The 25,643-nt window shown below is 70.5% G+C and carries 24 protein-coding genes and 1 pseudogene; 10 read left to right on the top strand and 15 right to left on the bottom strand.

Features of this window, described 5'->3' with window-relative positions; all coding sequences use genetic code 11:
- Window positions 1-16 precede the first annotated feature (16 nt).
- From ACIRG5_RS22915 to ACIRG5_RS22895, 5 genes are read right to left on the bottom strand one after another with little or no spacing between them, the layout of a single operon-like run.
- Entirely contained in the window at window positions 17-1,312 is a 1,296-nt protein-coding gene (locus tag ACIRG5_RS22915; RefSeq protein ID WP_402907671.1) for a cytochrome P450, read from the bottom strand.
- The gene (locus ACIRG5_RS22910; RefSeq protein ID WP_402907668.1) at window positions 1,306-2,313 is read right to left on the bottom strand and encodes an alpha-hydroxy acid oxidase; all 1,008 of its coding nucleotides are present in this window, start codon (window positions 2,311-2,313) and stop codon (window positions 1,306-1,308) included. Before ACIRG5_RS22910 ends, ACIRG5_RS22915 begins: the two co-directional genes overlap by 7 nt.
- Window positions 2,310-3,854, bottom strand: a complete 1,545-nt coding sequence (locus tag ACIRG5_RS22905; RefSeq protein ID WP_402907665.1) for an NAD(P)-binding domain-containing protein — start codon at window positions 3,852-3,854, stop codon at window positions 2,310-2,312. Before ACIRG5_RS22905 ends, ACIRG5_RS22910 begins: the two co-directional genes overlap by 4 nt.
- An 11-nt stretch (window positions 3,855-3,865) precedes the next feature.
- Entirely contained in the window at window positions 3,866-5,365 is a 1,500-nt protein-coding gene (locus tag ACIRG5_RS22900) for a class I adenylate-forming enzyme family protein (RefSeq protein ID WP_402907662.1), read from the bottom strand.
- Complete coding sequence (locus ACIRG5_RS22895; RefSeq protein ID WP_402907660.1) at window positions 5,352-6,896, bottom strand: NAD(P)-binding domain-containing protein; 1,545 nt, start codon at window positions 6,894-6,896, stop codon at window positions 5,352-5,354. Before ACIRG5_RS22895 ends, ACIRG5_RS22900 begins: the two co-directional genes overlap by 14 nt.
- A 63-nt stretch (window positions 6,897-6,959) precedes the next feature.
- Here ACIRG5_RS22895 and ACIRG5_RS22890 point away from each other — a divergent pair, with 63 nt between their 5' ends.
- Window positions 6,960-8,456 (top strand): aromatic amino acid ammonia-lyase, encoded by a 1,497-nt coding sequence (locus ACIRG5_RS22890; RefSeq protein WP_402907657.1) that lies wholly within the window; start codon window positions 6,960-6,962, stop codon window positions 8,454-8,456.
- Window positions 8,457-8,558: 102 nt separating this feature from the next.
- On the opposite strand, the gene ACIRG5_RS22885 is transcribed toward ACIRG5_RS22890, so the two are convergent.
- From ACIRG5_RS22885 to ACIRG5_RS22865, 5 genes are all read right to left on the bottom strand, one after another.
- Complete coding sequence (locus tag ACIRG5_RS22885) at window positions 8,559-9,800, bottom strand: sensor histidine kinase (RefSeq protein ID WP_402907654.1); 1,242 nt, start codon at window positions 9,798-9,800, stop codon at window positions 8,559-8,561.
- Entirely contained in the window at window positions 9,797-10,486 is a 690-nt protein-coding gene (locus ACIRG5_RS22880) for a response regulator transcription factor (RefSeq protein WP_319980668.1), read from the bottom strand. The genes ACIRG5_RS22885 and ACIRG5_RS22880 overlap by 4 nt, the downstream gene beginning before the upstream one ends.
- Window positions 10,487-10,701: 215 nt before the next feature.
- Window positions 10,702-11,493 carry a glycoside hydrolase family 20 zincin-like fold domain-containing protein gene (locus tag ACIRG5_RS22875; RefSeq protein ID WP_402907650.1) on the bottom strand — a complete coding sequence of 264 codons (792 nt, stop codon included), beginning with the start codon at window positions 11,491-11,493 and terminating at the stop codon, window positions 10,702-10,704.
- A gap of 34 nt (window positions 11,494-11,527) precedes the next feature.
- Window positions 11,528-13,225 (bottom strand): sensor histidine kinase, encoded by a 1,698-nt coding sequence (locus ACIRG5_RS22870; protein ID WP_402907647.1) that lies wholly within the window; start codon window positions 13,223-13,225, stop codon window positions 11,528-11,530.
- Window positions 13,215-13,910: a response regulator transcription factor gene (locus ACIRG5_RS22865; RefSeq protein ID WP_402907644.1), complete on the bottom strand. Its 696-nt coding sequence runs from the start codon at window positions 13,908-13,910 to the stop codon at window positions 13,215-13,217. The genes ACIRG5_RS22870 and ACIRG5_RS22865 overlap by 11 nt, the downstream gene beginning before the upstream one ends.
- Window positions 13,911-13,990: 80 nt before the next feature.
- Between ACIRG5_RS22865 and ACIRG5_RS22860 the strand changes: the two genes are divergently transcribed.
- The 4 genes from ACIRG5_RS22860 to ACIRG5_RS22845 are packed head-to-tail and all read left to right on the top strand — an operon-like array spanning window position 13,991 to window position 17,502.
- Entirely contained in the window at window positions 13,991-15,025 is a 1,035-nt protein-coding gene (locus ACIRG5_RS22860) for a peptidoglycan-binding protein (RefSeq protein WP_402907641.1), read from the top strand.
- Entirely contained in the window at window positions 15,022-15,747 is a 726-nt protein-coding gene (locus ACIRG5_RS22855; protein ID WP_402907638.1) for an ABC transporter ATP-binding protein, read from the top strand. The genes ACIRG5_RS22860 and ACIRG5_RS22855 overlap by 4 nt, the downstream gene beginning before the upstream one ends.
- Window positions 15,748-15,778: 31 nt before the next feature.
- Window positions 15,779-16,948, top strand: a complete 1,170-nt coding sequence (locus ACIRG5_RS22850; protein ID WP_402907635.1) for an ABC transporter permease — start codon at window positions 15,779-15,781, stop codon at window positions 16,946-16,948.
- 17 nt (window positions 16,949-16,965) lie between these two features.
- Window positions 16,966-17,502 carry a hypothetical protein gene (locus tag ACIRG5_RS22845; RefSeq protein WP_402907632.1) on the top strand — a complete coding sequence of 179 codons (537 nt, stop codon included), beginning with the start codon at window positions 16,966-16,968 and terminating at the stop codon, window positions 17,500-17,502.
- Window positions 17,503-17,535: 33 nt separating this feature from the next.
- On the opposite strand, the gene ACIRG5_RS22840 is transcribed toward ACIRG5_RS22845, so the two are convergent.
- The gene (locus ACIRG5_RS22840) at window positions 17,536-18,555 is read right to left on the bottom strand and encodes an LLM class flavin-dependent oxidoreductase (protein WP_402907629.1); all 1,020 of its coding nucleotides are present in this window, start codon (window positions 18,553-18,555) and stop codon (window positions 17,536-17,538) included.
- Window positions 18,552-19,136 (bottom strand): NADPH-dependent F420 reductase, encoded by a 585-nt coding sequence (locus ACIRG5_RS22835; protein ID WP_402907626.1) that lies wholly within the window; start codon window positions 19,134-19,136, stop codon window positions 18,552-18,554. Before ACIRG5_RS22835 ends, ACIRG5_RS22840 begins: the two co-directional genes overlap by 4 nt.
- A 105-nt stretch (window positions 19,137-19,241) precedes the next feature.
- On the opposite strand from ACIRG5_RS22835, the gene ACIRG5_RS22830 reads away from it, so the two are divergent.
- The gene (locus ACIRG5_RS22830) at window positions 19,242-19,994 is read left to right on the top strand and encodes a class I SAM-dependent methyltransferase (RefSeq protein ID WP_402907624.1); all 753 of its coding nucleotides are present in this window, start codon (window positions 19,242-19,244) and stop codon (window positions 19,992-19,994) included.
- On the opposite strand, the gene ACIRG5_RS22825 is transcribed toward ACIRG5_RS22830, so the two are convergent.
- On the bottom strand, window positions 19,978-20,757 hold the full coding sequence (locus tag ACIRG5_RS22825) for an alpha/beta fold hydrolase (protein WP_402907622.1): 780 nt from the start codon (window positions 20,755-20,757) through the stop codon (window positions 19,978-19,980). The two genes, ACIRG5_RS22830 and ACIRG5_RS22825, sit on opposite strands and share 17 nt — an antisense overlap.
- Window positions 20,758-20,824: 67 nt before the next feature.
- On the opposite strand from ACIRG5_RS22825, the gene ACIRG5_RS22820 reads away from it, so the two are divergent.
- The 4 genes from ACIRG5_RS22820 to ACIRG5_RS22805 all read left to right on the top strand — a co-directional run bounded on the left by ACIRG5_RS22820 (window position 20,825) and on the right by ACIRG5_RS22805 (window position 24,075).
- On the top strand, window positions 20,825-22,294 hold the full coding sequence (locus tag ACIRG5_RS22820) for an ABC transporter substrate-binding protein/permease (protein ID WP_402907619.1): 1,470 nt from the start codon (window positions 20,825-20,827) through the stop codon (window positions 22,292-22,294).
- A complete protein-coding gene (locus ACIRG5_RS22815) occupies window positions 22,291-23,058 on the top strand; it encodes an amino acid ABC transporter ATP-binding protein (protein WP_402907616.1) in 768 nt (255 codons plus the stop codon). Before ACIRG5_RS22820 ends, ACIRG5_RS22815 begins: the two co-directional genes overlap by 4 nt.
- Window positions 23,055-23,687 carry a nucleotidyltransferase domain-containing protein gene (locus ACIRG5_RS22810; protein ID WP_402907613.1) on the top strand — a complete coding sequence of 211 codons (633 nt, stop codon included), beginning with the start codon at window positions 23,055-23,057 and terminating at the stop codon, window positions 23,685-23,687. The genes ACIRG5_RS22815 and ACIRG5_RS22810 overlap by 4 nt, the downstream gene beginning before the upstream one ends.
- Before the next feature lie 79 nt (window positions 23,688-23,766).
- Complete coding sequence (locus tag ACIRG5_RS22805) at window positions 23,767-24,075, top strand: DUF1540 domain-containing protein (RefSeq protein WP_402907610.1); 309 nt, start codon at window positions 23,767-23,769, stop codon at window positions 24,073-24,075.
- A gap of 348 nt (window positions 24,076-24,423) precedes the next feature.
- On the opposite strand, the pseudogene ACIRG5_RS22800 reads toward ACIRG5_RS22805, so the two are convergent.
- Together ACIRG5_RS22800 and ACIRG5_RS22795 are read right to left on the bottom strand one after the other, a co-directional pair.
- A pseudogene (locus ACIRG5_RS22800) lies at window positions 24,424-24,840 on the bottom strand (MgtC/SapB family protein); the annotation flags it as partial.
- Between the two features lie 207 nt (window positions 24,841-25,047).
- Window positions 25,048-25,635, bottom strand: coding sequence for an SMI1/KNR4 family protein (locus ACIRG5_RS22795; RefSeq protein WP_402907607.1), 588 nt, complete (start codon window positions 25,633-25,635; stop codon window positions 25,048-25,050).
- Window positions 25,636-25,643: the final 8 nt, after the last annotated feature.

Here is a 25,643-nt window from a genome sequence, read left to right as displayed (position 1 = left end):
CGGGCATCTCCTGTGGTCAGTGCCGGACCGGGCAACCCTGCGTGTCGTGCGTGTCGAAATAGCGCCCGGCCGGCCGGAGCCGGTGGGCGTGCAGCACCATCGCGGTGCCGAGCACGAGCTGGACGACGCTGCGCCAGACGTCCTCCCAGCGGTCGCGCACGCGCATGAGGACCAGGCGCCGTCGTGGCACCTGGCCGTCTCGGACGAGCAGGCACGGCCCTCGGCTGGGCAACGACCGGGTGTGCGTCACCGAGGAGTGCGGCGAGACGCGGCGCAGCACTTCCCGAGCTGCCGCGCGCATCGCGATGGGGGAGAGCCGCCAGGCCGGGCAGGGGCGGTTGGCGGCGACGCCGAACGGGATGTGGTGCTCGTTGCGTGCCGCGGTGTTCTCCCAGCGACCGGGGTCGAACTCCTGCGGGTTCTCGTAACCGGTGGCGTGGTAGGCGGGATAGTTGAAGCACAGCACCGAACCCGCGGGGAACGACGTGTGTTCGTCCAGTTCGATGTCGGCGGTCGTGATGCGGTGGGCGATGCCGAACAACGGGTAGAGGCGGAAGGTCTCGTCCAGCACGTGGGCGAAGTACCTGTCGTCGTCGATTCGGCTCGCCGCTTCGGGATGTTGGGCCAGCGCGAGGAGCAGGTGCGCCATCGCCTCCGCCATCTGCACGACGGCGGTGTTGAAGTAGGTGCCCTGCAGGTAGTGCACCTGTTCGGCCTCCGACAGCGTCCCGGGCAGCGGATGCCGGACGTCCGCGAGCCGCACCTTCAGGTAGCGGGTGAGGCGGTCGCGGCGGGCGGGGTGGCGCAAGCTGGTGCACTTCAACGAGTTCACGACGTCGGTGGCGTGTCCGACGATCAGGTCACGCGCGAGGCGAGGACACGGTTCGGCGAACACCAGCTCGTAGAAGTACTCGGCCCACACCGGCATCATCAGGTCGCGCAACCGCACGGCGGTGACGCGGCCGCCGAGAACCTCGTCCAGCACCTTGGCCGTGCAGCGCGTCGCCGTCGCCGACAGCGCGTCGCTCGGCCCGGCGAGGAAGGTGCGGGTCGCGCGGGCCACGTCGTCGTAGCGCGGCCCGGCCTCCAGATGCTCCTGGTGCACCTCGGGGCCGGGGGAGAGCCAGTACCAGAACAGGTCGGACAGCCCGGCGCCCCGGCTGCGGCCGTTCGCGGCGGGGTGGCTGTAGAGCTCCTGGAAGCGGTCGGGCCCGACCTGGGCGTTCGGGAACGTGATGGCGTTGTCCCCGTTGACCTTCTCGAACACCTTGGCGCGCAACGCGACCACTCGTGCGGGCAACCGGTTCAGCATCCGGTCACCCCTCGGACCACGACCATGTCACGGGTCAGTTCGCCGCCGCACAGCGCCAGGACGTGCAGGAACTCGTCGCGCAGCACGTCGAGCACCCGCCGGACGCCCTGCTCTCCGTCCGCTGCCAGCCCCCACAGCACGGGCCTGCCGATCCCGGCCGCCGACGCGCCCAGTGCCAGTGCCAGCGCGATGTCCCCTCCGCCGCGAACGCCACCGTCGAGCACGACCGGCACCCGTCCGGCCACCGCGTCGACCACGGCGGGCAACGCGTCGAGCGCCGCCGGCACGAGGTCGAGCTGACGGCCGCCGTGGTTGGACACGACGATGCCCGCCACCCCGTGCTCCAACGCGATCACGGCGTCCTTCGGGTGCAGGACACCCTTGACCCACAACGGAAGCGCGGTCATCTCCCGAATCCGGTCGACGTGCTTCCACGAGATCGCCGTCGACATCTCGATGTTCCGCAGAGCCTCTCCTGCCAGATCACGCATGTTCTCGGCTGTCAGCCCGGCGGGCAGGTCGTGGAAGCCGTGCGCGATGTCGCGCCGGTGCCGTCCGAACACGGGGGAGTCGACCGTCACGACCAACGCCGCGCACCCCGCCCGTTCCGCCCGCCGCACCAGCACTTCCGTGACGTCCATGTCCGGCTGCACGTACAGCTGGAACCACACCGGCCCGGTCGCGGCCGCCACGACGTCGGCGATGGGCACGGTCGAGGCCATGCTCGACACCAGCGTCGTTCCGGACAGCGCCCGCGCCGTCGCCAGTTCGCCGTCGGGATGGGCGAGCCGGTGGAACGCGGTCGGCGAGATCATCACCGGGAAGTCGTCGCTGATCTCGTTGCCCCGCAACACCCTGGGCAGCAGGGCGAGGCGCCCGAACGCGGCCTCGTTCTCCGCGAGCACGACCTCGTCCCCGACCCCGCCCGCGAAGAAGTCGTAGTGGACGGGGTCGAGCACCGCGCGTGCCTTGTCGCGCAGTTCCGCGAGCACCGGGTTCACCGCAGGTACTCCCGCAACGGTGCCTTGTGGACGGTCTCGCTGTCCCACTCGTTCTCGAGGTTCTCGGTGATGTGGTGCTCGTCGAGCAGTTCGCCGCAGCGGAACCGCCGCACGACCGGGTGCAGGTAGCGGCCGTCGAGCCCGCTGGTGTCGTCCTGGGAGTTGCGGCCGGCGCTGATGTCGAACGGGTTGATCTTGTCGTGGTCCGCGCCGTACTCCAGCGTGACCGTCAGGTACGACTCGACGTCGCCGAACTCGCCGCGTTCCACCGCTTCGTGCAGGTGCGCGACCGGCACCTCCTCGACGTAGCGGACCGTGCCGTCGCGCAACGTCAGCACCGCGTCCGCCATGAACGCGAACAGCTGCCACAGCGCGGAAGTCCGGTTGACCCGCTCGATGATCGCGTCGGTGACGTCCTCGGGAGCGACGGAACGGCTGGGCCAGTCGACGCCGTGGTAGCGCTGTTCGACGATCCGGTGCAGCGCGCGCACGCCGTAGCGGAAGCCGTGGATGAACCCGCTGGTCGACTTCTTGAAGTCCCTGGCCTGCGTGATCGTGCCCGCGAAGAACAGGTCCGGCACGTTCACCGACTCCCACGCGGCCGTCTGGTCCGGGAACCGCGACTTGATCGTGAGCTGCGGGCGGCACTCCGGCGCGAAGATCGAGGCGTCGAACCGGAACCCGGTCGCGAGGATCACCCGGTCGTAGCGGATCTCCTTGATCACCTCGTTGACCCGCTGGAAGCTGACCTTCACCAGGTAGTCGTCGCCGTCGCGGCGGATGCCCGCGATGTGCCCGTCCAGCACGGCGTTCTGCGACTTGAGCTGGTAGGTGTCGAGGAAGTTGTTGTTCACGGCCCGCAGGTGGCCGACGAAGTGCGTCTGCCACGCCAGCTTCAGCGAACCGGGCCCGGCGACGTGGATGACCGAGGCGGTCTCAACCAGCGCGTCGGCGGTCTCGAACGCGGAGTTGCCGCGCCCGATGATCAGCACCTTCTTGTTCACGAAGTCCTGCGGCTCAACGGAGACGTCGTAGTAGTGCTCGGCGTGCTCGACGCCGTCGATGTCCGGCACGTACTGCTGCGAGACGCCGGTAGCGACGATGATCCGTTTCGCCCGGTAGGTGACGCCGTGCTGGTCGCGCACCACGAAGTCGTCCGGCCGGTTCACCGACACGGCCCTGGTGTCGTAGCGGACGGGCAGGTCGTTCTTGACCGCGAAGTCGCCGAGGTAGCGGACCATGTCGTCGGCGTGGGGGAAGTAGCGCGGGGTGTAGCCGGTGAACAGCAGCGCCGGATCGTCGGACAGCAACGAGTTCCAGTCGACGCGCAGGTTCAGCTCCGGGTCGTCCCAGCCCGTGTAGACCTTGTTGATGGAGATCAGCTGCCGGTGCCGGGGGAAGCGGGTGAAGAACGTCCCCGCCGCCTCACCGGCCTCCAGCACCAGGTGCTCGCGTCCGGCCTGTTTGAGCAGGTAGGACGCCTGCAGCCCCGCCGGACCGGCACCGATCACGAGATACTCGGTCGAAACCTCGCTGGACACGACGTTCTCCTTCACGCGGAGTTGATCTTTTCGGCTAACTGACGCTTGTCGGGCTTGCCGCTGGGAGCGACGGGAGGTTCTGAGATCGCGGTGACCGTCACGGGAGCGCAGGCCGCGCCCAGCCGTTCGGTCACGAGCTCGCGCAGCTCGTCGAGTTCGGGGGCGCGATCCGCTTTGGGGACCACGAAGGCGTGCACGGCCTCGCCGGTCTCGTCGTCCGGCACCGCGACGACGTAGGCCTCCGCGACGTCCGGATGCAGGGCGATCACCTGCTCGATCGGGCCGATGTGGTGCAGGTTCGCGTTGACGATCACGACGTCGCGGACCCGGCCGGTCAGGCGCAGGTAGCCGAAGGCGTCGAACCGGCCGAGGTCGCGCGTGCGGACCCAGCCGTCCACGAACACCTCGGCCGACTCCCCGGCGTCGCCCCAGTAGCCGCAGGCCTGTCCCGGCGTGCGGACGAAGAGCTCGCCGTCGCGGACCTCCACGTCCACCGGCGGTTTCCCCACCGTGCCGGGAGGATCGGCCGGCGTGGCCATCGAGATCATGCCGGTCTCGGTCTGGCCGTAGCCGTGGAAGAGCACCGGCCCCAGGGTGTCCAGGGCGTCGCGGTGCCGTTCGGGAGTCAGGGGAGAGCCCGACACCAGCAGCGCTTTCAACGACGACAGGTCGGCGGGGTCGCGTTTCTGCGCGGCGACGAGCTTCGCCAGTCCTGGCACGGTGATCACGCGCGCGGTGGCCTTCAGACGGGTGATCGCGTCGGCCGGGTCGCCCGCGACGACGATCGTGCCTCCGGCGGTCAGGGTCAGCACCGCGTACTCGAACATCACCTGGCTCGACAGCGATCCGAACACGAGGTAGCGGTCGAGTCTCGTCGCGAGCTCCCGGACCGCGGGAGGCCAGGCGTCGGGCCGGGCGGTCCACGCGTTGGTCATCGACGCGTAGGTCTGCGCGCACGCCTTGGGCGCGCCGGTGCTGCCGCTGGTGTGGATCAGCCGGGCGATGTCGCCGGGCCTGCCCTCGCACCGCAGGGGTTCGGCGGGATGCCCGGTGAGGTCGTCGGTGTCGCGGACCGGGGGCTCGGGGGAGTGGGCGAGCAGGTCGGCGACGGCGAGCCGCACCAGCGCCCCTTCCACCCCCGCGACGCCGGACGTGTCGGTCACTGCTGTTGTCACACCGGCCGCGTCCGTCACCACCGCCGCGATGTCCAGGCCGAGCAGGTGCCGCACCTGAGCCTCCGTCAGCCCCGGCCGCACCCCCACCACCCGCGCACCCACCACGTGCCCGGCCAGGATCGTCGCGAACGCCTCCGCGTTCACCCCGAGCAGCAGCGCGAGCCCGTCACCGGGCCCGATCCCGCCGGCGCGCAAGCCGGTCGCGATCCGTGCGATCAGGTCGAGCATCTCGGACCCGGTCACCACGCGGGTGCCGTGCTCGAACACCGGCCGGTCCGCGGCGGCGCCCAGCACGTCGAGCACGGCGCGCGGGAACGGCTCGTCACGCGCCGGCAAGGCATTCCTTCACGAAGACCACCAGCGGCTGCTGGTGCACCTCCGGCATGTCCCAGTGGTTCTCGAGGTTCTCGGCCAGGTGGTGGGTCGCGGCGAGCACGCCGTGCCGGTAGTAGCGGACCACCGGGTGCAGGTAGCTCGCGTCGGCCGCGTTGACGGGGTCGTTCTCGGCGACGCGCGGGATGGTGATGTCGAACGGGTCCACGGTGTCGTGGTCGGGTCCGTATTCCAGCGTCGCGACGAACCGGTGCTCGGCCGGTCCCATGCCGCCGTCCGCCACGTACGCGACCGGCACCTCCTCGGTGTACCGCGCGGTGGTGTCGTCGACCGTGACGACGTCGCCCATGACCGCGAACTGCTGCCACAGACAGGAAGACGTGTTCACCCTGGCGATGACCGCGTCGCTGATGGCCTCCGGCGAGAGCTCCAGGTCCGTGCCCTGCCAGGGGGTGCCGTGGTTGCGGGCGCTCAGGACGCGGTGCAGCGCGCGGGCGCCGTAGCGGAAGCCGTGGATGAACCCGCTGGTCGACTTCTTGAAGTCACGTGACTGCGTGATCGTGCCCGCGAAGTACAGGCCGGGCACGGTCGTCGACTCGAACGCCGACGTCAGCTGCGGGAACCGGTCCTTGATGATCAGCGCCGGCCGGCAGCCGTCGGCGAAGATCGAGGCGTCGAACCGGAACCCGGTGCACGCGATGATCCGGTCGTACTCCAGTTCCCGCACCTTCTCGACCGTGCGCGCGTACCGGAACTGGATCCGGAACCCGCCTTCCGGCCTGGGCTCGATGCGTTCGATGGAGCCGTCGATGACCGCGTTCTCACTCTTGAGCTGGTAGGTGTCGAGGAAGTTGTTGTTCACCGCCCGCAAATGCCCGACGTAGTGCGTCTGCCACGCCAGCTTCACCGAGTGCGGCCCGGCGACGTGGATGACGGCCGCGGTCTCGACCAGCGCGTCGGCGGTCTCGAAGCCCGAGTTGCCCTTGCCGATCACGAGCACCCGCTGGTCGGTGAACGACTCGGGGTCCGTGTCGAAGGTGTCGTAGCGTTCGGCGTGCTCGATCCCGGGGATCGGCGGCACGTGCAGCTGGGAGACCCCGGTGGCCATCACGAGGTTCTTCGCGTGCCACGTCTGTCCGCTGTGGTCGGCGACGGTGAACCCGGTGTCGTCGCGGGAGATGCGCGTGACATCGATGTCGTAATGCACGTTGAGCCCGGCGGCGCAGTCCTGGAAGTAGCGGACGATGTCGTCGGCGTCCGGGAAGTACCGCGGCGTGTAGCGGGTGAACAACAGCTCGGGGTCGTCGAGCAGCAGCGAGTTCCAGTCCATCCGCATCCGCTGCTCCGGGTCGGTGAACCCGGTGTGGACCTTGTTGATGGAGATGAGCTTGCGGTGCCGCGGGTACCGGGTGAAGAACGTGCCGGCCCCGCTGCCGCGTTCGAGGACCGCGTAGTCGCGACCGTCCCGCTCGAGCAGTGCGGCGAGCTGCAAACCGGCCGGTCCCGCGCCGATGATCAGGTAGTCGTGAGCCATGGACGGGGAAGCTACCCACGCGATCTCAGAACTTTCTGAGATCGGCTGCCTACCGTCCGTGCGGTGACCACGACCGCTTCAGACACGTCCGTGGACCTGGGTTCGCCCCTGACTCCAGCGCACCTGCTGCGCTCGTCCGCGCCATTGGACGTGCTCGTCGGAACCGACGTCCGCGACCGGGTGGACCGCGGCCGCGCCTACCTGCGCACGGTGCTGGCCGACGACGAACGCCCGGTGTACGGCGCCAAGACCGGATTCGGCGCCCTGGTGGGCTTCGCGGGCCGGTCCTCGGAGGCCGACCAGTGCGACAACACCCTCGCACACCTGGGCGCGGGCCAAGGCCCCGACCTGCCCCTGGACATCGCCAGGGCCGCGCTGCTCGTGCGGACCTGGTCGCTGGCCCAAGGCCTGTCCGGCGTGTCCGCACACGTCGTCTCGGGTCTGTCGGAGATGTTCGCGACGACGTTCGTCCCGGCCATCCCGCGCTACGGCTCCGTCGGCGCCAGCGGAGACCTCATCCCGCTCGCCTACGCCGCCCAGGCTCTCCGCGGCCGCGGCCACGCCTACCTGGACGGCGTCCGCCTGCCCGCCGCCGAAGCCCTGGCCTCGGCCGGCCTGACGGCGTTGGAACTGGACGGCCGCGACGCGCTGGCCCTGGTCAACGGCACCTCCGTCACCACCGCCGCCCTGGCACTGGCCCAGTCGTCGGTCCGCTCGTCCCACCGGGCCCTGGCCGACCTGACCTGCCTGCTGGTGGACGTCCTCGGCGCCGACCCCGGCTTCACCGACCCGCGCCTGATCTCCGCCTTCGGCCACAGCGGCGCGGTGACGGTGGCGTCGTGGATGCGCACCATGCTGGACGGCACCACACCCACGGGCCTGCGCGCGTTGCAGGAGCCGTACAGCATCCGCTGCTCACCCCAACTCCTGGGCGCAGCGGAAGACGCTTTGCGCTACGTGGACGGAGTCGTGTCGGCGGACCTGGGCGGCGTCAGCGACAACCCGCTGTTCTTCCCGGTCGACGACCTGGTCGCGCACGGCGGCAACTTCTTCGGCCAACCGGCTGCCTTCGCCGCGGACGTCCTGGCCATGGTCACCGCGTCCCTGGGCAACCTGGCCGAACGCCAGCTCGACCTGCTCGTCGACCCGGCCCGCAACACCGGCCTCCCGCCGATGCTCGCCGCCGGACCCGGCCAGCAGCACGGACTGCAGGGCGTCCAACTGGCCACGACCGCGTTCGTCGCGGAGATCCGGCGCGGAGTCCTGCCGGCCAGCACCCAGAGCCTGCCCACGAACCTGCACAACCAGGACGTGGTGCCGTTCGGCACCCAGGCCGCCCTGCGCGCCTACGACCTCGCGGAGCTGCTGCGGCTGCTGTGCGGCTCGCTCGCGCTGGGGCTGCGCCAGGCCGTGCACGTGGGAGGCCGCTACCCGACCGCGCCCCGGTGCGCCGCGCTGCTGGACGCGCTCGCCGAGGCCATCGATCCGGTCGATCCGGACCGGCCGCTGGACGTGGACGTCCGGGTGGCGGCAGAGGTGGTGGTCGCGGGGGAGTGGTGAGAGGGTGCGGCCGGCGGTGACGGCCGCGTGGTGGCTCCCGCCTGCTGTCGGCCGGCAGGAGCCACCGGCCGCCCCGTCGCCACCGCGCGGCCGGACTCGCGGTCAGGCGATGGTGATCCGCTCCCGCACCGCAATCGCCTCCCGCCGCGACACCGGAATCCGCAACGTGAACCGGGCACCCGTCCCAGGCCGCCCCACCGCCTCCACCGTCCCGCCGTGCCCGGTCACGATCTCCCGCACCAGCGACAGCCCCAGCCCGAACCGCCCCTCACCGACCCCTCGGTGGAACCGGTCGAACAACCGGGAGGCCTCACCGGGCTCGAACCCCTCACCGTTGTCCTCCACCACCAGCTCCACCTGCCCGGCGACCACACCCACGCGCACCGCGATCCGCCCACCCTCCGGCGTGTGCCGGACGGCGTTGGCCAGGAGTTCGTCGACGGCCCGCCGCAGCCCGGTCTCGATCCCGCTGACCACCACCGGATGCCCGGGATGGTCCAGCGACAGGGTGATCCGCCGTTCGGCTGCCCGTTCGGTCTCGCCCACCACCGCGGCCTCCGCGACGTCGGCCAGGTCGACGGGTCTGCCGTCGAGCCGCTGGTGAAGCTGTGCGGACGCCAGGAGGTCGTCCACGACGTCGGCGAGGCCGCGGATCGACCTGGCCAGCGCGTCGAGGTTGGTGCGCTGGTCGTCGGGCAGGTCGGCGGCGGCCGCGAGGAGCTGGGCGCGCAGGTAGGCGCGGGCGATCGGGGTGCGCAGTTCGTGGCTCGCGTCGGTGACGAACCGGCGTTGCCTCGCCAGCGCCTCCGCCCACGGGCCCACGGTGCGGCGGCTGACGCCCAGGCCGATCAGCGCCGCCACCAGCAGGCCGGCCACCAGCGCGATCGCCAGTGCCTGCACCAGGTGCGAGCGGTCGGAGAGCTGGTAGCGCATGTCGAACACCGACTGCACCGTCGTGCCGTTCGCGCCGGGAGCGGTGAGCACCATGTACTCGGTGTCGTTGGCGGTCACGTCACGGGAAACGGACGTGCCGGACGCGTGCACGGCATCGATGTCAGAACGCAGCGGGAACCCGCCCGGCACCTCCAGCGGACCGAGGTGCAGCACGCCGTCCTCCAGCACGAACACCCACGCGCATCGGGGTGCGACGCCCGGCACGCCGTACTGGGCGTTGTAGCGAAGTTCGCGCGAGACCTGGGTTTCCTGCGCGTGCACCATCACGACGTACGCGATCGCACCGACGAACGCGATCATCAGCGTGATCGCCAGGCCCACCAGCACGCTGACCCGCAACCGCGCGTGCCGGACCTCCGCGCGTTCCGTCTCGGCCCACGACGACCTCACAGCGCCCCCAACCGGTAGCCGATGCCCTGAACCGTCTGCACGACCGAACGTCCTACCTTCGAACGCAGGTAGTGCACGTAGGTGTCCACAATGGACTGGGAGGGTGCGTCGCAGAACACCGTGCGCCGCAACGCCGCCCGCGTGTGCACGGTCTCGGGATGCGTGGCGAGCACCCGCAGCAGCGCGAACTCCCTGGTGGTGAGCGGTACTTTCTCGCCGTCGGGCAGCACGACCTGGTGTTGTTCGAGCTCCAGGCGGCCGGCGCCGATGCGCAGCACCGCGGCCAGTTCCGCGGCCCGCCGGCACAGCGCCCGCAGCCGCGCGGTCAGCTCGCGCAGGTCGAACGGTTTCGTCAGGTAGTCGTCCGCGCCCGCGTCGAGGCCGTCGATCCGGTCGTGCACCGACCCCATCGCGGTGAGCATCAGCGCCTGCGTCCGCACGGACCGGGAACGCAACCGGGACAACAGGTCCAGGCCGTCGAGCACCGGCAGGGCGCGGTCGATCACCACCACGTCGTAGGGCCGGGTGAGCGCGAGATGCAGTCCGCGCTGCCCGTCGAACGCGACGTCGACGTCATATCCCTCGCCGCGCAGCACCGCGGCGAGCAGTTCCACCAGCTCCCGGTCGTCGTCGATGAGCAGCAGCCGGAACGGATGGATCTGCCGGAACTTCGAAGAGGCCCGCACAGCGACCACGATCGCACGCGCTCACAGCGCCGAACCAGATGATCGTGGTGGGACAACAGCCAATGGACATGTTCACGGATGTGATCACAGGGCCTGGTGCAGCGGAATTTCTCCTGCCACACGACTTCCGAGCACCCAGGACACCGGCTGATCAAAGATAAACATGTGAACCGCGGGCCTCATCTGACCTGCGGTCACACCACCACTGTGAACGGCTACCAGGCAGGCGCCACGGCAGACGTCGTGCGCAGTTCGCCGACCCAGCCCGCCGTCGCGACGGCACGCAGTCCGTCGTCGCCTTCGGCGAGCTTGCCGTGCGGGCCGAGAACGTCCGTGCTGCCGTCGTGCCAGCGCACCGGCAGTTTGCCGTGGCGTTCCAGCAAACCGGCGAACCTGGTCGTCAGCTTGGCCGTACCGATGTGCACCCAGCGGCTCGGGAACAGCTCCAGCAACTCGATCGTCGCCGGACTCAGTTCCGGCACGACGATGATGCCGTGATCGCGGCCGTACTCGACGAGGTCGCGCAGCGCGTCCGGATCGCCTTCGGGGAAGACGTGCAGGACGTTGAGCTTGTAGGCGGCCATCCGGTCGATGGCCTTGCGCATCTCGGCGGGCGGTAGCAGCGCGCTGGACACACCGCGCCACGCGAACGCGGGGGAGTCGCGCAGATCGGCCGCGCGGACGGTCGCGTCCCGGGTCATCAGCTGCCGGAACGACTGCACGCCGTGCCGCAGCCCTGCCTGGGTGCCCGCGCGCAGCATCACCGCGTCGTTGCTGACCAGCAGCGCGTATCCCTCGGGGCCGAGCCCGCGCATCGCCGGGTCGTGCGACACCATCAGCATGCCGTCGGGCGACTCCGCCAGCAGGTAACCGGTCTCCCGGAAGATGTGCTCGCGCAGCATCGCGGCCGCGGTGCGCGCCTGCCCGGTCACCCGGACGGTCACGTCTTCGGTCAGTACGAACGAGCCCGTGCGACGGGGCGCGCTCGTGGGCATGGGAACAATCACCGGTTTCCTCTCCAGCGAACTAACGCTGGGTCTATCAGCTGAGTTCCGGCAAACGGACGCGGAACGTGGTTCCGACACCTGTCGTGCTGGTCACATCGACCGTACCGCCGTGCGCCTCGACGAGCTTGCGGACGATCGCGAGCCCCAGCCCGCTGCCACCCGTGGCGCGGCTGCGCGACTTGTCCGCGCGCCAGAACCGGTCGAACACGTGCGGCAGATCGTCCTCGGAGATGCCCGAACCGGTGTCGGTCACCCTGAACACGACCCCGCCGTTCTCCGCCGCTGCCTCGACCGCCACCGACCCGCCGGTGGGCACGTAGCGCAGCGCGTTCGCGACGAGGTTGTCCAGGACCTGCCGCAACCGCAGGGCATCGGCCGGCACGGTCAGCGAGGCGTCCGCGGACGCCGTGAGCGTGACGCCGGCCTGCGTGGCACGAACGTCGTGCGCAGCTTGGACCTGCTCCAACGCGCTCGCGACGTTCACCCGTTCGAGCGTCAGGCGCAGCGAGCCCGCGTCGGCCACGGCGAGGTCCTGCAGGTCGTCCACGACGTGCTGCAGGACCAGCGCCTCCTTGAGCAGCAACGTGATCAGCGCCGGATCGAGGTCGCTCACCCCGTCCTCGGCCGCCTCCAGCCAGCCCCGGATGTTGCTCAACGGCGTCCGCAGCTCGTGCGCGACGTCGCTGACCATCGCCTTGCGCGCCCGCTCGACCTGCGCCCTGGTCGCGGCCATCGTGTTGAACGCCCTGGTCAGCCCCGCGATCTCGTCCTGCCCGCGCACCGGCACCGGCGGGATCTCGCTCCCACCGGACATGTGCTGGGCGGCCGCGGTCAACGCCCGCAGCGGCCGGGTGATCCGCGCCCCCGCGAACGCCGCCACCCCGATCGCGGCCAGCAGCACCGCCGCCGCGGCCCCCACGACCTGCCAGCCGTTGCCCGACAACGAGATCGCGGTGGTCGGCGTGCCCGTGGGGTTCGTCAGGTACAGCAGGACCGGCTGCGCCACGTACGGCGTGAGCTGCTCTTTCCGTGACGCGGCCACGCAGGCGGCGACGGCGGGCTCGTCCGGCGGCGGCACGCCCGTGGACTGCTTGACCGCCGGCGTGAAGTCGGGATCGAGCTCCACCGGCGGCAGCGTCCGGCGCGCCAGGCACGCGTCGACCAGGTCCTCCAGCTCCAGCAACGCGGAGAAGTCGGCCGCGGTGTCGAACGGCAGGTCCCGCTCCCGGCAGTCCAGGCGCGCCTGTTCCTTCTTGACCAGCCGCAGGCAGAACAGCGAGCCCGTGGGGTCCTCGCGGTCGCGGAAGTCGATCGGCGTGCGGAACGGCCCGAGCACGCGCTTGTCGATCCGGTCCGCGGGGGCGCCCGGCACCAGCACCGGGTCGACCGCCAGCGGATCGACCACGGCCGCGGCCTTCGCGGGCAGCTCACCGCCGTCGCCGCCGCGATCCGCGACCGTGCGGCCGTCCTTGGTGACCAGCACGAGGCGCCGGCCGGGGTGCTCGGTCATCAGCGAGTCGACGTAACCGTCCACTTCGGACCAGTCGCGGTGCTCGGCCGCGTAGGCGAGCAACGTCGTGTAGATCCTGTTGTCCGACGCCAGCTCACGGCCCTGCTCGCGCGCGATCGACGCCTTGGTCAGCTGCGTCGCCAGCCACGCCGTCGCGGTGATCGAGCAGACCGCGATCAGCACCACGACCACGAGCAGTCGCGTGAAGACGCTACGGCGCATCGGCGCGTCCGGCCGTGAGCTTGTAGCCGATGCCGTAGACGGTGACGAGGTGAGCGGGCACGCGCGGGTCGGTCTCGATCTTGCGGCGCAGGTTCTTCACGTGCGTGTCGATCGTGCGCGTGGTCAGGAAGCTGTCGATGCCGTGCATCCGCTCCAGCAGCTGCTCGCGGCTGAACACCCTGTCCACTTCGGACGCCAGCACCTCCAGCAGTCCGAACTCGCCCGGCGTGCACTCGACCAGCCCGCCGCGCACCCGCACCTCGTGCCGCAGCTGGTCGACCACGATCGGCCCGACCTCCAGCACCGGCTCCGGCCTGTCCGCGGGCACCCGCCGCAGCAACGTCCGCACCCGCGCCACCAGCTCGCGCGGGCTGAACGGCTTGGTCATGTAGTCGTCGGCGCCGATCCCGAGCCCGTGCAGCAGATCGTCCTCAGTGGACCGCGCCGTCAGCATCAGCACCAGCACGTCCGAACCGGCCCGCAGCGCCCGGCACACGTCCAGCCCGCCCAGCCCCGGCAGCATCAGGTCGAGCACCACCAGCGCGGGTTGCCGATCACGGGCCACGTCGAGCGCGTCCCGTCCGTCGTGGACGACGAGCACGCGATGATGGTCCTGCTCCAGGTAGCGGCGCACCAGCTCGGCCTGGTTCTCGTCGTCCTCCGCGACCAGGATGAGAGCGCTCACCCGGCCGATCATAGGGACGCCCTCACGGCGATCACCGGTTCCACACAGGATCCTCACAAGTGCCTCCGAAGATCCACGGCATGCGCAGGACAGTCATCGCGGTCACGGTGCTCGTCGTGGTCGTCATCGCCGTGGTGCTGGTGGTGCGCGCCCGGCCGCCCGAGCCCGCCGCGGCCCCTCCACCAGCGGTGAAGACCACGACCGTGCGAAAGGGGGACCTCACGAACACCCGCACGCTCCAGGCCCAGCTCGGCTTCGGCACCGCCCGCCCCGTCAAGGGCGCCACGGGCACCGTCACGAAGCTCCCGGCCACCGGCCAGGCCACCGAACTGGGCAAGGAGCTCTACCGCGTCGACGACCAGCCCGTCGTCGTGTTCTTCGGCGCCACCCCGTTGTTCCGCGCCCTGGACACCCCCGGCCTCAAGGGTTCGGACGTGGCCGTGGTGATCGACAACCTCGCCGCCCTGGGCTACTCGGTCGGCACCCGGCCCACGGACGCCACGAAGGCCGAACTGACCCCGCGCGTCGTCGAGTCCCTGAAGAAGTGGCAGAAGGCGCTCGGTGCCGACCAGACCGGCGTCCTGGCGCCCGGCCGCGTGCTGGTCCTGGACCGCCCGATGCGCGTCGGCACCGTGAAGGCCCAGCTCGGCGATCCCGCCGCGGAGGAACTCTTCGAACTCACACCCACGACGCGCCTGGTCTCGTTGCAGGTGGCGGTCTCCGAGGCGGGCGTGCTGAAGGCGGACCTGCCGGTCACGATCGTGCGCCCGGACAACCGCGCCGTCCCCGCCAAGGTCACCTCGGTGACGCCGGTGGCCGCCCCCGCCGACAACGGTGGCGGCCCGAAAGCCGACGTCGTGGTCACCCCCGACAACCCGGCCGACGTCGAGGACCTGGACACCGCCCCCGTCCGCCTCACGATCACGACCGAAAGCCGTGCCGGTGTGCTGACCGTCCCGCTGGCTGCCCTGGTGGCGCTGAAAGAGGGCGGCTACGCCGTCCAACTGCCCTCCGGCGGCTTGAAGGCCGTCCGAACAGGCCTGTACTCGCAGGACAAGGTCGAGATCTCCGGCGACGGCGTCACCGACGGCCTGGAAGTGGTGACCGCCCAATGACCCCGGTCCTCGCCCTGCACTCGGTGACCAAGCGCTACCCCGGCGGCGTCACGGCGCTCGACGACGTGTCACTGCAGGTCGACGCAGGCGAGCTGCTCGCGATCGTGGGCCCGTCCGGCTCCGGCAAGTCCACCCTGCTGCACCTCGTCGGCACCCTGGACCTGCCCTCGTCCGGCACCGTGGAGATCGACGGCCAGGACGTCTCCCGCCTCCCGGACCGCCGCCTGTCCGCGCTGCGCGGCAGCCGGCTGGGGTTCGTGTTCCAGCAGTTCCACCTGTCCGACGGTCTGACCGCCACGGAGAACGTGGCCACCGGCCTCCTCTACGCGGGCGTGCGCCGCAAGGACCGCCGCCCGCTCGCCGTCGAGGCGCTGAACCGCGTCGGCCTCGGGCACCGCACCGACCACCGCCCGTCCGAGCTCTCCGGAGGCGAACGCCAGCGCGTCGCCATCGCCCGCGCCGTCGTGAACGACCCTGCCCTGGTCCTGGCCGACGAACCGACCGGAGCGCTGGACACCGCGAACGGGCTCGCGGTGCTGGAGTTGCTGCGGGAGCTGAACCGGCAGGGGACGACCATCGCGCTGATCACGCACGATCGGGACATCGCCGCCTCGTTGCCACGCCGGGTGGAATTGCGCGACGGGCGGATCATCGCGGACACCGGAGACCAGGCCGCCGCCACCGTCACCTTCCCGCGCCTCAACGCCGGGAGCACCCGATGACCCGCGTCGGCCCGCTCGGGGAGCGTGCGCGATGACCCGTCTCACCCCCGTCGACCTCCTGTCCCTCGGTTCGCTCGGCATGCGCACCCGCCGCCTGCGAGCCGCCCTGTCCGCACTCGGCATCGCCCTGGGCATCGCCACCGTCGTGGTCGTGACCGGCATCCCGGCCTCCAGCCAGCAGGCCCTGCTCGACGAACTGACCACCCTCGGCACCAACCTCCTGCGCGTCCAGCCCGCCCCACGTCAGGACGACCCGGTGCTGTTCCCGGAGTCCTCGGTGGCGATGGTCCAGCGCATCGGCCCGGTGACGGCCGCCGCGGCCGTTGCCAACACCCACACCCGAGTCCGCCGCAACGACCTGCTCGACCCGGGCCACAGCTCCGACATCACCGTCCTCGCCGCCACCCCGAACCTCCTGGACACCGTGAACGGCCACGTCCAGAGCGGAGACTTCCTGCCACGGCCGGACTTCCCGAGCGTCGTGCTCGGCAACGTCGCCGCCCAGCGGCTCGGCATCCCGGCCGTGGGCGAACACCCCGCGGTGTTCATGGGGGAGAAGTGGTTCACGGTGACGGGAGTCCTGGGCCCCATGCCGCTCGCACCCGACATCGAACGCTCGGTGCTGGTCGGCTGGGACGCCGCTCGCACGCAACTGGGGTTCGACGGCCACCCCACCGTCGTCTACGTCAAAGCCCGTGAGGAGTCCATTGAGGACGTTCGCGCGATCCTGCCCGCCACGCTCCACGGCGAGATCCCCGGCCTGGTGCAGGTGAGTCGCCCGTCCGACGCGCTGGCGGCCAAACGCGCCACCCAGAACTCCTACAGCGCGCTGTTCCTGGGGCTCGCGGGCGTCGCGCTGCTGGTGGGCGGCGTCGGCGTGGCGAACACGATGGTGATCTCCGTGCTCGAACGCCGCAGCGAGATCGGCCTGCGCCGCGCGCTCGGCGCCACCCGCGGCCACATCCGCGCGCAGTTCCTCACCGAAGCCGTCCTGCTCTCCGGCCTGGGAGGACTGGCGGGCACCGCCCTGGGAGCGCTCGGGGTCGCGGGCTACGCGACCCTGCACCGCTGGCCGCTCGTCATCCCCCTCGAAGTCCTGGCCACAGGCGTGCTCGCCGCGTTCGTCGTGGGCGCCGCAGCCGGCCTCTACCCCTCCATCCGCGCCGCCCGGCTCACCCCGACGCAGGCGCTCGCCGCGTGACGAAAGGAAATCCCGCGATGAAGAAGGCCACCCTGGCCCTGTTGTTACTCCTGGCCGCGTGCGGAAAGCCCGAGGCCCAGCCCCAGGTCGCCTCGATCTCGACGCCGCCCAGCAGCGCGGCCACGACATCGGCCGCCCAGGAGCAACGGCCCCGCGAACGCCTCGACATGACCCCGGAGGACTTCGAAGCCCTTCAAGCGCCGTACGACCAGTGCCTGGCGGGCTTCGGCCTGGACAAGAAGGGACGCTCCGCCGAGGGAAGCGGCCGCCCGGAACCCACGAAGGAAGAGCTCGACAAGGCGCTGCAGGCGTGCGAGTCGAAGTCGCCGCTGCCCCCGTGGGAGAAGGACACCTCCAACCCGGAGGCCCTCGACTTCGCCAACCGCGTCGTGCAGTGCCTGCGCGGCAAGGGGGTCCGCTACGTCGAGGTGCTCAACGAACCAGGCTCGGAGATCATCAGCTACGCCCTGGGCGGCCCCAACAACGACGCCGCGTCGATCTCGCTCGGCCTGGAGCACGCCAAGGAGTGCGAGATCGCCTCGTCCAAGAAGTGACACTAGGGGGCTGGAAACCCCAGCCCCCTCACCTCACGCGAGCATGTCCCGCACCAGCGGCACGACCTTCGTCCCGTACAGCTCGATCGTCCGCGTCAGCGACTCGTGCGACAGGCCGCCGATCCCGTACTTCAGGTCGAACCGGCTCGCGTCCAGCTTCTTCATGGTGGCCGCCATCTTCGTCGCGACGGTCTCCGGCGACCCCACGAACAGCGCGCCGTGCGGTCCCACCTCGTGCGCGTACGACTCCGGCGTCGGCGTGGAGAACCCGCGCGTCTTGCCGAGCCGCCCGATCACGTCGAGGTAGTGCGGCCAGAACTCCTCCCGCGCCTGCTCGTCGGTCGGCGCCACGTGGCCGGGGGAGTGGATCCCGATCGGCAACGGGTCGCGGCCGAACTTCTCCAGCGCGTGCAGGTAGAGCTCCGAGAACGGCGCGAACCGGGCGGGGTGGCCACCGATGATCGCGAGCATCAGCGAGAACCCGTACGACGCCGCGCGCACGACGGACTGCGGGCTGCCGCCGACACCGATCCACGTCGGGAACGGCTCGGTGAACGGCACGACGTCCTGCTCGTGCAGCGCCGCCCGCGTCTTGCCCTGCCAGGTGATCGGGCCGCCCTTGAGCAGCTCGGCGAACAGGTGCGTCTTCTCCTCGAACAGGTCCTCGTAGTCCGCGAGGTCGTAGCCGAACAGCGGGAACGAGTCCACGCTGGACCCGCGGCCCAGGATGATCTCCGCGCGGCCGTCCGACAGGGCGTTGAGCGTCGAGAACCGCTGGTACACGCGCACCGGGTCGTCCGAGCTGAGCACGGTCACGGCCGACCCGAGGTGGATCTTCGAGGTGCGTGCGGCGATCGCGGCCAGCACCACGTCGGCCGCCGACAGCGGCATGTCCGGGGTGTGGTGCTCGCCGATGCCGAAGAAGTCGAGGCCGACCTGGTCGGCCAGCACGCCCTGCTCGACCAGGTTGCGAATGGTCTGGGCGTGCGACAGCGGGGTGCCGGACGCGTCGTGGGTGACGTCGCCGAACGTGTCGAGTCCGAACGTGGTCATGACTGCTCCTTGGTGAACTTCTCGAATTCCTGCCTGCCGGCCGCGACGCCGAACACCGGGCCGCCGGGTTCCAGCAGCCGTCCCGCGGCCAGGGACCCCACCGGCACCGGGTCGAACCCGATGCGCTCCAGGAACGCCGCCACGGCCTCCAGCGCGGCCGGCGAGTCACCGGCCAGGCCGACGGCGCGGCCACCGGCGGGTTCCATGTCCTGGTAGGCGACGTGGTTGAGGGTCTTGACGACCTGCGCGCCCACCAGTCGCCGCGCCACGTCCTCGCTCGTGCCCAACGGCTCCGCGGCCGGCGGCCAGTGGTTCATCGAGTCGATGACGACCTTGCCCGCGAACATCCGCGGATCGAGCGTCGAGAACCGATGCCACGGGATCGCCAGCACGACGAGGCCGGCGTCCGCGACGGCGTCGGAAGCGGTCTGCGCGACGGCGCCCGGCGCGAGGAACTCGGTGATCATCTCGATCCGCGCGGGGTCGCCGGACCCCGCGATGCCCACCTCGTAGCCCGCGGCCAGGGCCAGGCGCGCGAGGACGGGACCGACGTGGCCCGCACCGAGAACAGCGATCTTCACAGCACACCCGACCTCGCTAGTTGACGTATCATCTAGCTTAACCGGACCAGCCCCCGGATATTCCCTGCAGGGGTGCGTTCGGGCCGGCTGGGCTACTTTCAACGCGTGTGGGGTTTCGGTGACGCCTACGAGCGGTACGTCGGCCGGTGGAGCCGGCCCGTCGCGGTCGAGTTCCTGCGCTGGCTGGACGCGCCGCCCGGCCGGACGTGGCTCGACGTCGGCTGCGGCACGGGCGCGCTGACCGAGACCGTGCTGGCACACGCCCGACCGGCCGCGATCACCGGCATCGACCCGTCGGAAGGCTTCCTCGACCGCGCCCGGCAGCGCGTCCCCGGCGCCACGTTCGAGGTCGGCGACGCCACCGACCTGGGCGGACGCACCGCCGATGTCGTGGTCAGCGGACTCGTCCTCACGTTCGTGCCCGACGCGGCCCAGGCGGTGGGGGAGTTCGCCCGCGCCGGGTCGTACGTCGGCTCGTACCTGTGGGACTACACGAGCGGCATGCGGATGATGCGGCTGTTCTGGGACGCCGCGAAGGACGTCGACCCCGCCGCGGCCTCGCACGACGAGGGCCTGCGCTTCAGCGACGTGAGCGGTGCCGACCCGTTGCGCGTGCTGTGGACCGGCGCCGGTCTGCGCGACGTCGAGGTGACCGGCATCGTCGTGCCCACGGTGTTCCGCGACTTCGCGGACTTCTGGGAACCGTTCCTGGGCGGTACGGGCGCGGCACCGGCCTACGCCGCGACGCTGCCGCCGGAGCAACTCGACGCCGTGCGCGACCTGCTCCGCTCCCGTCTGCCCGGGGAAGGCCCCATCGAACTGACCGCCAAGGCCTGGGCCGTCAGAGGTTCGCGCTGAGGAACCGCTCCAGGTGCGGGTTCACGTCGGCGGCGTGCGTGAGGCTCAGGAAGTGCGCGCCACCCTCGACGAGGACCAGCGGCTCGGCCTTGGGCAGCGCCGCGACCAGTGCTTCTGCCTTCGCGACGGGATAGGCGAGGTCGGCGGTGCCGTGCAGCACGAGCGCGGGCACGTCGATCTGCCCGGCCCGGTCCAGCACGCCTTCACGGCCGACCAGGGCGTTCATGATCAGCCGCAGCCGTTCGGGCTCGACCTCGCTCCACTTCGGTGTCCACTCGGACGGGTCGTAGTCGCCCAGGCAGATCTTCGCGACCGCCTCGATCACCGATCCCGGTCCCTGCGCGATCCACACCTCGGCGAGCTGCTGGTAGGCGTCGGAGACCTGCTCGTCCTCCTGCTCACCGGACGTGCCCAGCAACGCGAGCGCCGTGACCCGTTCCGGCGCCAGCATCGCCATCCGCAGCGCCACGAACCCGCCCTGGCTGGTGCCCACGACCGCGGCGGAGTTCACACCCAGTTCGTCGAGGACGGCGAGCGTGTCGCGGGCGACGTCCCAGTGGTCGAACGGCGCATCGGCGGGCGTGTCGCCGTGCCCGCGCTCGTCGATCGCGATCAGCCGGTAGCGGCCGCCGAGTGCCTTGACCTGCGGCGCCCACATCGTCGCGTCCATCAGGAAGCTGTGCAGCAGCACGACCGCCGGGCCGTCACCGCCGTGGTCCACATAGGACACCAACTGTCCGTCGGCGGTGGTCACCGTAGCCATGCCGTACACCCCGTCCCGCATAGTGGATCTTCAGCGCCGGTCGCCCTGTTCGCTCTACCCTGCCCGGATGCGACAAGTGTTCAGGGGCGCGGTGCTGCTCCTGCTGCTGTTGATCGTCGTCCCCGCACCGGCGTACGCGCAACAAGAGCAACCACCGCTGGTCCGCGTCGGCACGGAGGGCACCTACCCGCCGTTCTCGTTCCACGATCCGCAGACCCAGGAGCTCACCGGCTACGACGTCGAGGTCGTCAAGGCGATCGCCGCGAAGGCGGGCTGGCGGCTGGAGTTCGTCGAGACGCAGTGGGACGCGATCTTCCCCGCGCTCGACGCCGGCAGGATCGACCTCATCGCGAACCAGGTGTCGCGCAACCCCGAACGCGCCGCCAAGTACGGCCTGTCGAGTACCTACACCTACTCGCGGGGCGTGATCGTCCGCCGCACCGGCGACGAGCGGATCAAGTCCATCGCGGACCTGAGAGGCAAGACCACCGCCCAGTCCAGCACCAGCAACTGGGCCAAGGTCGCCCGCGACGCCGGCGCCCGCGTGGAGGCCGTTGAAGGCTTCGCCCAGGCCGCCGCGCTGCTCCAGCAGGGCCGCGTCGACGCGATCGTCAACGACAACATCGCCGTCCTCGACTACCTCGCCACCACCGGCTCGAAGGACGTCGAGATCGCGGGCGACGCCGGCCAGGCGGGCAGCGAACAGGTCCTGGCGCTGCGCCAGGCCGACTCGGCGCTGCTGACCCAGGCGAACACCGCGATCGACGCGCTGAAGGCCGACGGCACGTTGCGCGGCATCTCCCAGAAGTACTTCAAGGCCGACGTGTCCGTCGAGAACGGTGGCACCGCCGACCTCTCGGAAGGACGCGGCCCGCGCAGCACGTGGGACATCCTGCGCTCGACGGCGTGGCCGATGTTCGTGGGCCTGGTCAAGGTCACCATCCCGCTGACCGCGCTGTCGTTCGCCATCGGACTCGTGCTCGCCTTGCTGGTGGCTCTGGCCCGGATCTCGCCGTACCGCGTGCTGTCCGGGCTGGCGCGGGCGTTCATCTCGATCATCCGCGGCACCCCTCTGCTGCTGCAGCTGTTCATCGTCTTCTACGGCCTGCCGCAGATAGGCCTGAAGTTCCCGCCCTTCACCGCCGCCGTGGTGGCGTTCTCGCTGAACGTCGCCGGCTACGCGGCCGAAGTGGTCCGTTCGGCGATCCTGTCCGTGCCGCGCGGCCAGTTCGAGGCGGCGGCGACGATCGGCCTCGACTACGCGCAGACGCTGCGCCGAATCGTGCTGCCTCAGGCTGCCAGGACCGCCGTGCCGCCACTGTCCAACACACTGCTGTCGCTGCTCAAGGACACGTCGCTCGGCTCGGTCGTGCTGCTGACCGAACTGTTCCGCGAGTCCCAGCTGGCCGCGGCCGAGAGCAACGAGTTCCTCGCCCTCTACGCGTTCGCGGGGCTCTACTACTGGGTGATCTGCGTGGCGTTGTCCGCCGGGCAGAAACGACTGGAGACCAGGCTGAACAGGTACGTGATCGCATGACCGACATCCGCATCGAGGTCACCGGACTGAAGAAGTCCTTCGGCGACCTGAACGTGCTGCGCGGCATCGACTTCACCACCCCGCGCGGCACCTCCACCGTACTGCTGGGACCGTCCGGCTCCGGCAAGACCACCCTGCTGCGCTCGCTCAACGTCCTCGACACCCCGGACGCCGGCGTCGTCCGCATCGACGACGTGTCCGTCGACTTCTCGGCCTTGCCCGCGGGCAAGGCGGGCCGAGCCGAGGGCCGGCGGCTGCGCGCGCAGAGCGGCATGGTGTTCCAGTCGCACAACCTGTTCCCGCACCGCACCGTGCTGGAGAACCTCACCGAAGGCCCGATCGTCGCCCAGAAGCGCCCGGTGGACGAGGTGGTGGCGGAGGCCCGCGTCCTGCTGGACCAGGTGGGACTGGCGGACAAGGCCGACTCGTACCCGTACCAGCTCTCCGGCGGCCAGCAGCAGCGCGTCGGCATCGCCCGCGCCTTGGCGTTGAAGCCACGCGTCGTGCTGTTCGACGAGCCGACGTCCGCACTGGACCCCGAACTGGTGGGGGAGGTGCTGGCGGTCATCAAGGACCTGGCGTCGCAGGGGTGGACGACGGTCATCGTGACGCACGAGATCCGGTTCGCCGAGAAGGTCGCGGACCAGGTGCTGTTCCTGGACGGCGGCGTGATCGTGGAGAGCGGGCCGCCCGCGCAGGTGATCGCGGAGCCGCGGGAGGAACGCACGCAACGGTTCCTGCGGCGCGTTCTCGACCACGGGTGAACCTCACGGAGCTGCCGTGGGAACCACTGAGCCCGGCCGAGGTCGCGGCGCTCTTCACCGAGCCTCCCTGGTGGATCGCGGGCGGCCACGCCGTCGAACTGGCGGTCGGCCGCCCGGTGCGTCCGCACTCGGACGTCGACGTGCTGCTGTTGCGCCGCGACCAGCTCGCGGCGCAACGCGCACTCGCGGGCTGGGAGTGGTGGACGGCCGACCCGCCGGGAACGCTGCGCCCGTGGCGACCCGGCGAGATCCTTCTCGCCGATGTGCACGACATCTGGTGCCGTCCGGCCGGGTCCGAACAATGGCGGGTACAGCTGATGCTCGACGAATCCTCCGGCGAGGACTGGGTTTCCCGGCGCGATCCGCGGGTGCGCAGGTCCATCGACACGCTCACCCGCGTCAGCCCGGCAGGCATCCCGTACCTGGCGCCGGAGATCCAGTTGTTCTACAAGGCGAATTCGCCGCGCCCGAAGGACGAAGCCGACTTCGACGCGGCGTTGCCGCAGCTCAGCGGGAAGCAACGGCGGTGGCTGGCCGATGCGATCACGCTCGGCCACGCCACGCATCCGTGGTTGGCGCGGCTGACGGAAATAGGTGTGGCGGAATCCCGAAAGGATAGGCTCGCCTAATTCCTTTCGAATTGCGGCCCTTCTGCCGTGGTGGCATCGTCCGAATCACCGAACCTTTCCCACCACGGCAGGAGCGGACATGACCACCCTTGAGAACCCGGCGATGCCCGCGGTCCACGATTGCACCGTGAGCGACTGCTCCTACAACCACGACGGCTGCCACGCCTTCGCGATCACCGTGCGCGGTGACAACGGCGCCGCCGACTGCGGCACGTTCATCCCGCTGGGCACGAAGGGCGGCCTGGACAAGGTCGTCGCGCAGGTGGGTGCCTGTTCCCGCACCGACTGCACGCACAACGCCTCGCTCGAATGCACGGCGCAGAGCGTGCGGGTCGGCGCAGGAGCAGGCGACCATCTCGCGAACTGTCTGACCTACCAGCCGCGCTAAGCGCCTGCTCAGAGGTCTTGTCCGAAACATCGGTGGCTCGTGGGCGTCTGCAAGGACTCTGTTGGCGAATCGAGCGGTTACTGCGTGCGAGGTACACGCCGGGTGAACCGGGCGCCCGCGACAAGCGCCCATGCACCGCCACGATTCGCCAACAGAGTCCTGCAAGTACCACCAACTCTTGATCGAACCGTCGTCAACCACACCCAACCTGCGTTCGTCGCCCGCCTGTGCTCTGAGGCCTGAGAGACCTGTTGGTAGTAGAAAAGTGCCTGTTGATCTCGAGTTGGCGGTACTTGCAAACGCCATCAGGACGAGTAGGCAACACAACGTCTGGCCAAGCCCTTAGTCCTCTTCCTTGCGGTCGACGGCCCGGCCCAGCTCCCGCAGGCCGACGTTGACCGCGATGATCGCCACCGTGCCGGCCGCCGCGACGACGTGCAGGCCGGCGCCCGCCAGTGACCCCACCGCGGCCGCGCACCACAGCGTGGCCGCGGTGTTGAGTCCCCGCACGGACAGGCCGTCGCGCAGGATCACGCCCGCGCCGAGGAACCCGATGCCGGACACCACCTGTGCGGCGACGCGCGTGGGGTCGCCCTGGCCGTCGAAGCCCTGTGCGGACAGCAGAACGAACAGCGCGGCGCCCACCGCCACGAGGGCGTTGGTCCGCAGGCCTGCCATGCGTGAGCGGTACTGCCGCTCGAAACCGATCAACGCGCCGAGGCCCATGCTCTCGGCGATGCGCAGCGTCATGTCGAAGACGTGCATCGTGTGACTCCCCTTGTGTGCAGGGGTGTGCGTCACACGCCAGAACTGAAGCGTGCCCGGATGGGGTCAGCGAGGTGAAGTGACCCGTGCTGGCTACTGTCGCCTGGCATGTGTCGCTCACCTCGCTTCCTTGTGTCTGGTTGGTAAGACCGGGAAGTCACGCTACCGAACCGGACGTGAGCCCGCGGTGAGAGTGGGACGCGCGTCTCATTCCCAGTGGAAGTCGTTGCGATCGAACACCAGGCGATGACCGGTTTCGCCGCGCAGCGCGCGCAACGCGTCGTCGAGCATCGCGGTCACGTTGGGCCACAACGGATCGCGGTCCGCGCCGCTGTACTTGTCCCACTCCATCACGCATCCGTGCCGCGGCCCGCCGCGCAGGTCCACGAACAGCTCGTGCCCGGACCCGTCCGCGGCGACCGGAAGCCACGCGGGCAGCCAGATGTCCACGCACGGCGTGCCGGCCGGTTCGCGCAGCGCGGCCGCCTCGTAGTCCTTCTCCTCGCCGAGCGTGCGGAACGCGATGCCGCTGATCGCCTGCATCATCAGCGTGCGCAGGCGCAGCGCGTTGTCGAGGCCGTGCGGCTGCCACATCGGAGGCACGAGCGCCCAGCGCGCGTAGGTCTCGCCGATGCCACCGAACTGCCGCCACCACGCGACGAGCTCGGCGGGCAGCGCGTAGCCGATGCTCTCCTCCGCGTCCGCGATGTCCACAGCGGACGACGACGGCAGCAACACGGCGTACAGCGCCGGGGAGTTCTCGCCGATCCAGGTCTCGATGTCGGTCCAGCTCACGGCCGGAA

This window comes from Lentzea sp. NPDC102401 (genome assembly GCF_044765805.1).
In the GTDB taxonomy this organism is placed as follows: domain Bacteria; phylum Actinomycetota; class Actinomycetes; order Mycobacteriales; family Pseudonocardiaceae; genus Lentzea; species Lentzea sokolovensis.
The sequence above is the reverse complement of the archived record's forward strand: the minus strand, read 5'-3'. Positions and strand labels throughout refer to the sequence as shown.

What these genes read in the sequence shown, in the direction of transcription:
- ACIRG5_RS22895 (WP_402907660.1), bottom strand. Translation starts at nt 6,896, where the DNA reads ATGGCTCACGACTACCTGATCATCGGCGCGGGACCGGCCGGTTTGCAG.
- ACIRG5_RS22825 (WP_402907622.1), bottom strand. Translation starts at nt 20,757, where the DNA reads ATGGCTACGGTGACCACCGCCGACGGACAGTTGGTGTCCTATGTGGAC.
- ACIRG5_RS22820 (WP_402907619.1), top strand. Translation starts at nt 20,825, where the DNA reads ATGCGACAAGTGTTCAGGGGCGCGGTGCTGCTCCTGCTGCTGTTGATC.
- ACIRG5_RS22850 (WP_402907635.1), top strand. Translation starts at nt 15,779, where the DNA reads ATGACCCGTCTCACCCCCGTCGACCTCCTGTCCCTCGGTTCGCTCGGC.
- ACIRG5_RS22845 (WP_402907632.1), top strand. Translation starts at nt 16,966, where the DNA reads ATGAAGAAGGCCACCCTGGCCCTGTTGTTACTCCTGGCCGCGTGCGGA.
- ACIRG5_RS22855 (WP_402907638.1), top strand. Translation starts at nt 15,022, where the DNA reads ATGACCCCGGTCCTCGCCCTGCACTCGGTGACCAAGCGCTACCCCGGC.
- ACIRG5_RS22815 (WP_402907616.1), top strand. Translation starts at nt 22,291, where the DNA reads ATGACCGACATCCGCATCGAGGTCACCGGACTGAAGAAGTCCTTCGGC.
- ACIRG5_RS22840 (WP_402907629.1), bottom strand. Translation starts at nt 18,555, where the DNA reads ATGACCACGTTCGGACTCGACACGTTCGGCGACGTCACCCACGACGCG.
- ACIRG5_RS22870 (WP_402907647.1), bottom strand. Translation starts at nt 13,225, where the DNA reads ATGCGCCGTAGCGTCTTCACGCGACTGCTCGTGGTCGTGGTGCTGATC.
- ACIRG5_RS22915 (WP_402907671.1), bottom strand. Translation starts at nt 1,312, where the DNA reads ATGCTGAACCGGTTGCCCGCACGAGTGGTCGCGTTGCGCGCCAAGGTG.
- ACIRG5_RS22860 (WP_402907641.1), top strand. Translation starts at nt 13,991, where the DNA reads ATGCGCAGGACAGTCATCGCGGTCACGGTGCTCGTCGTGGTCGTCATC.
- ACIRG5_RS22805 (WP_402907610.1), top strand. Translation starts at nt 23,767, where the DNA reads ATGACCACCCTTGAGAACCCGGCGATGCCCGCGGTCCACGATTGCACC.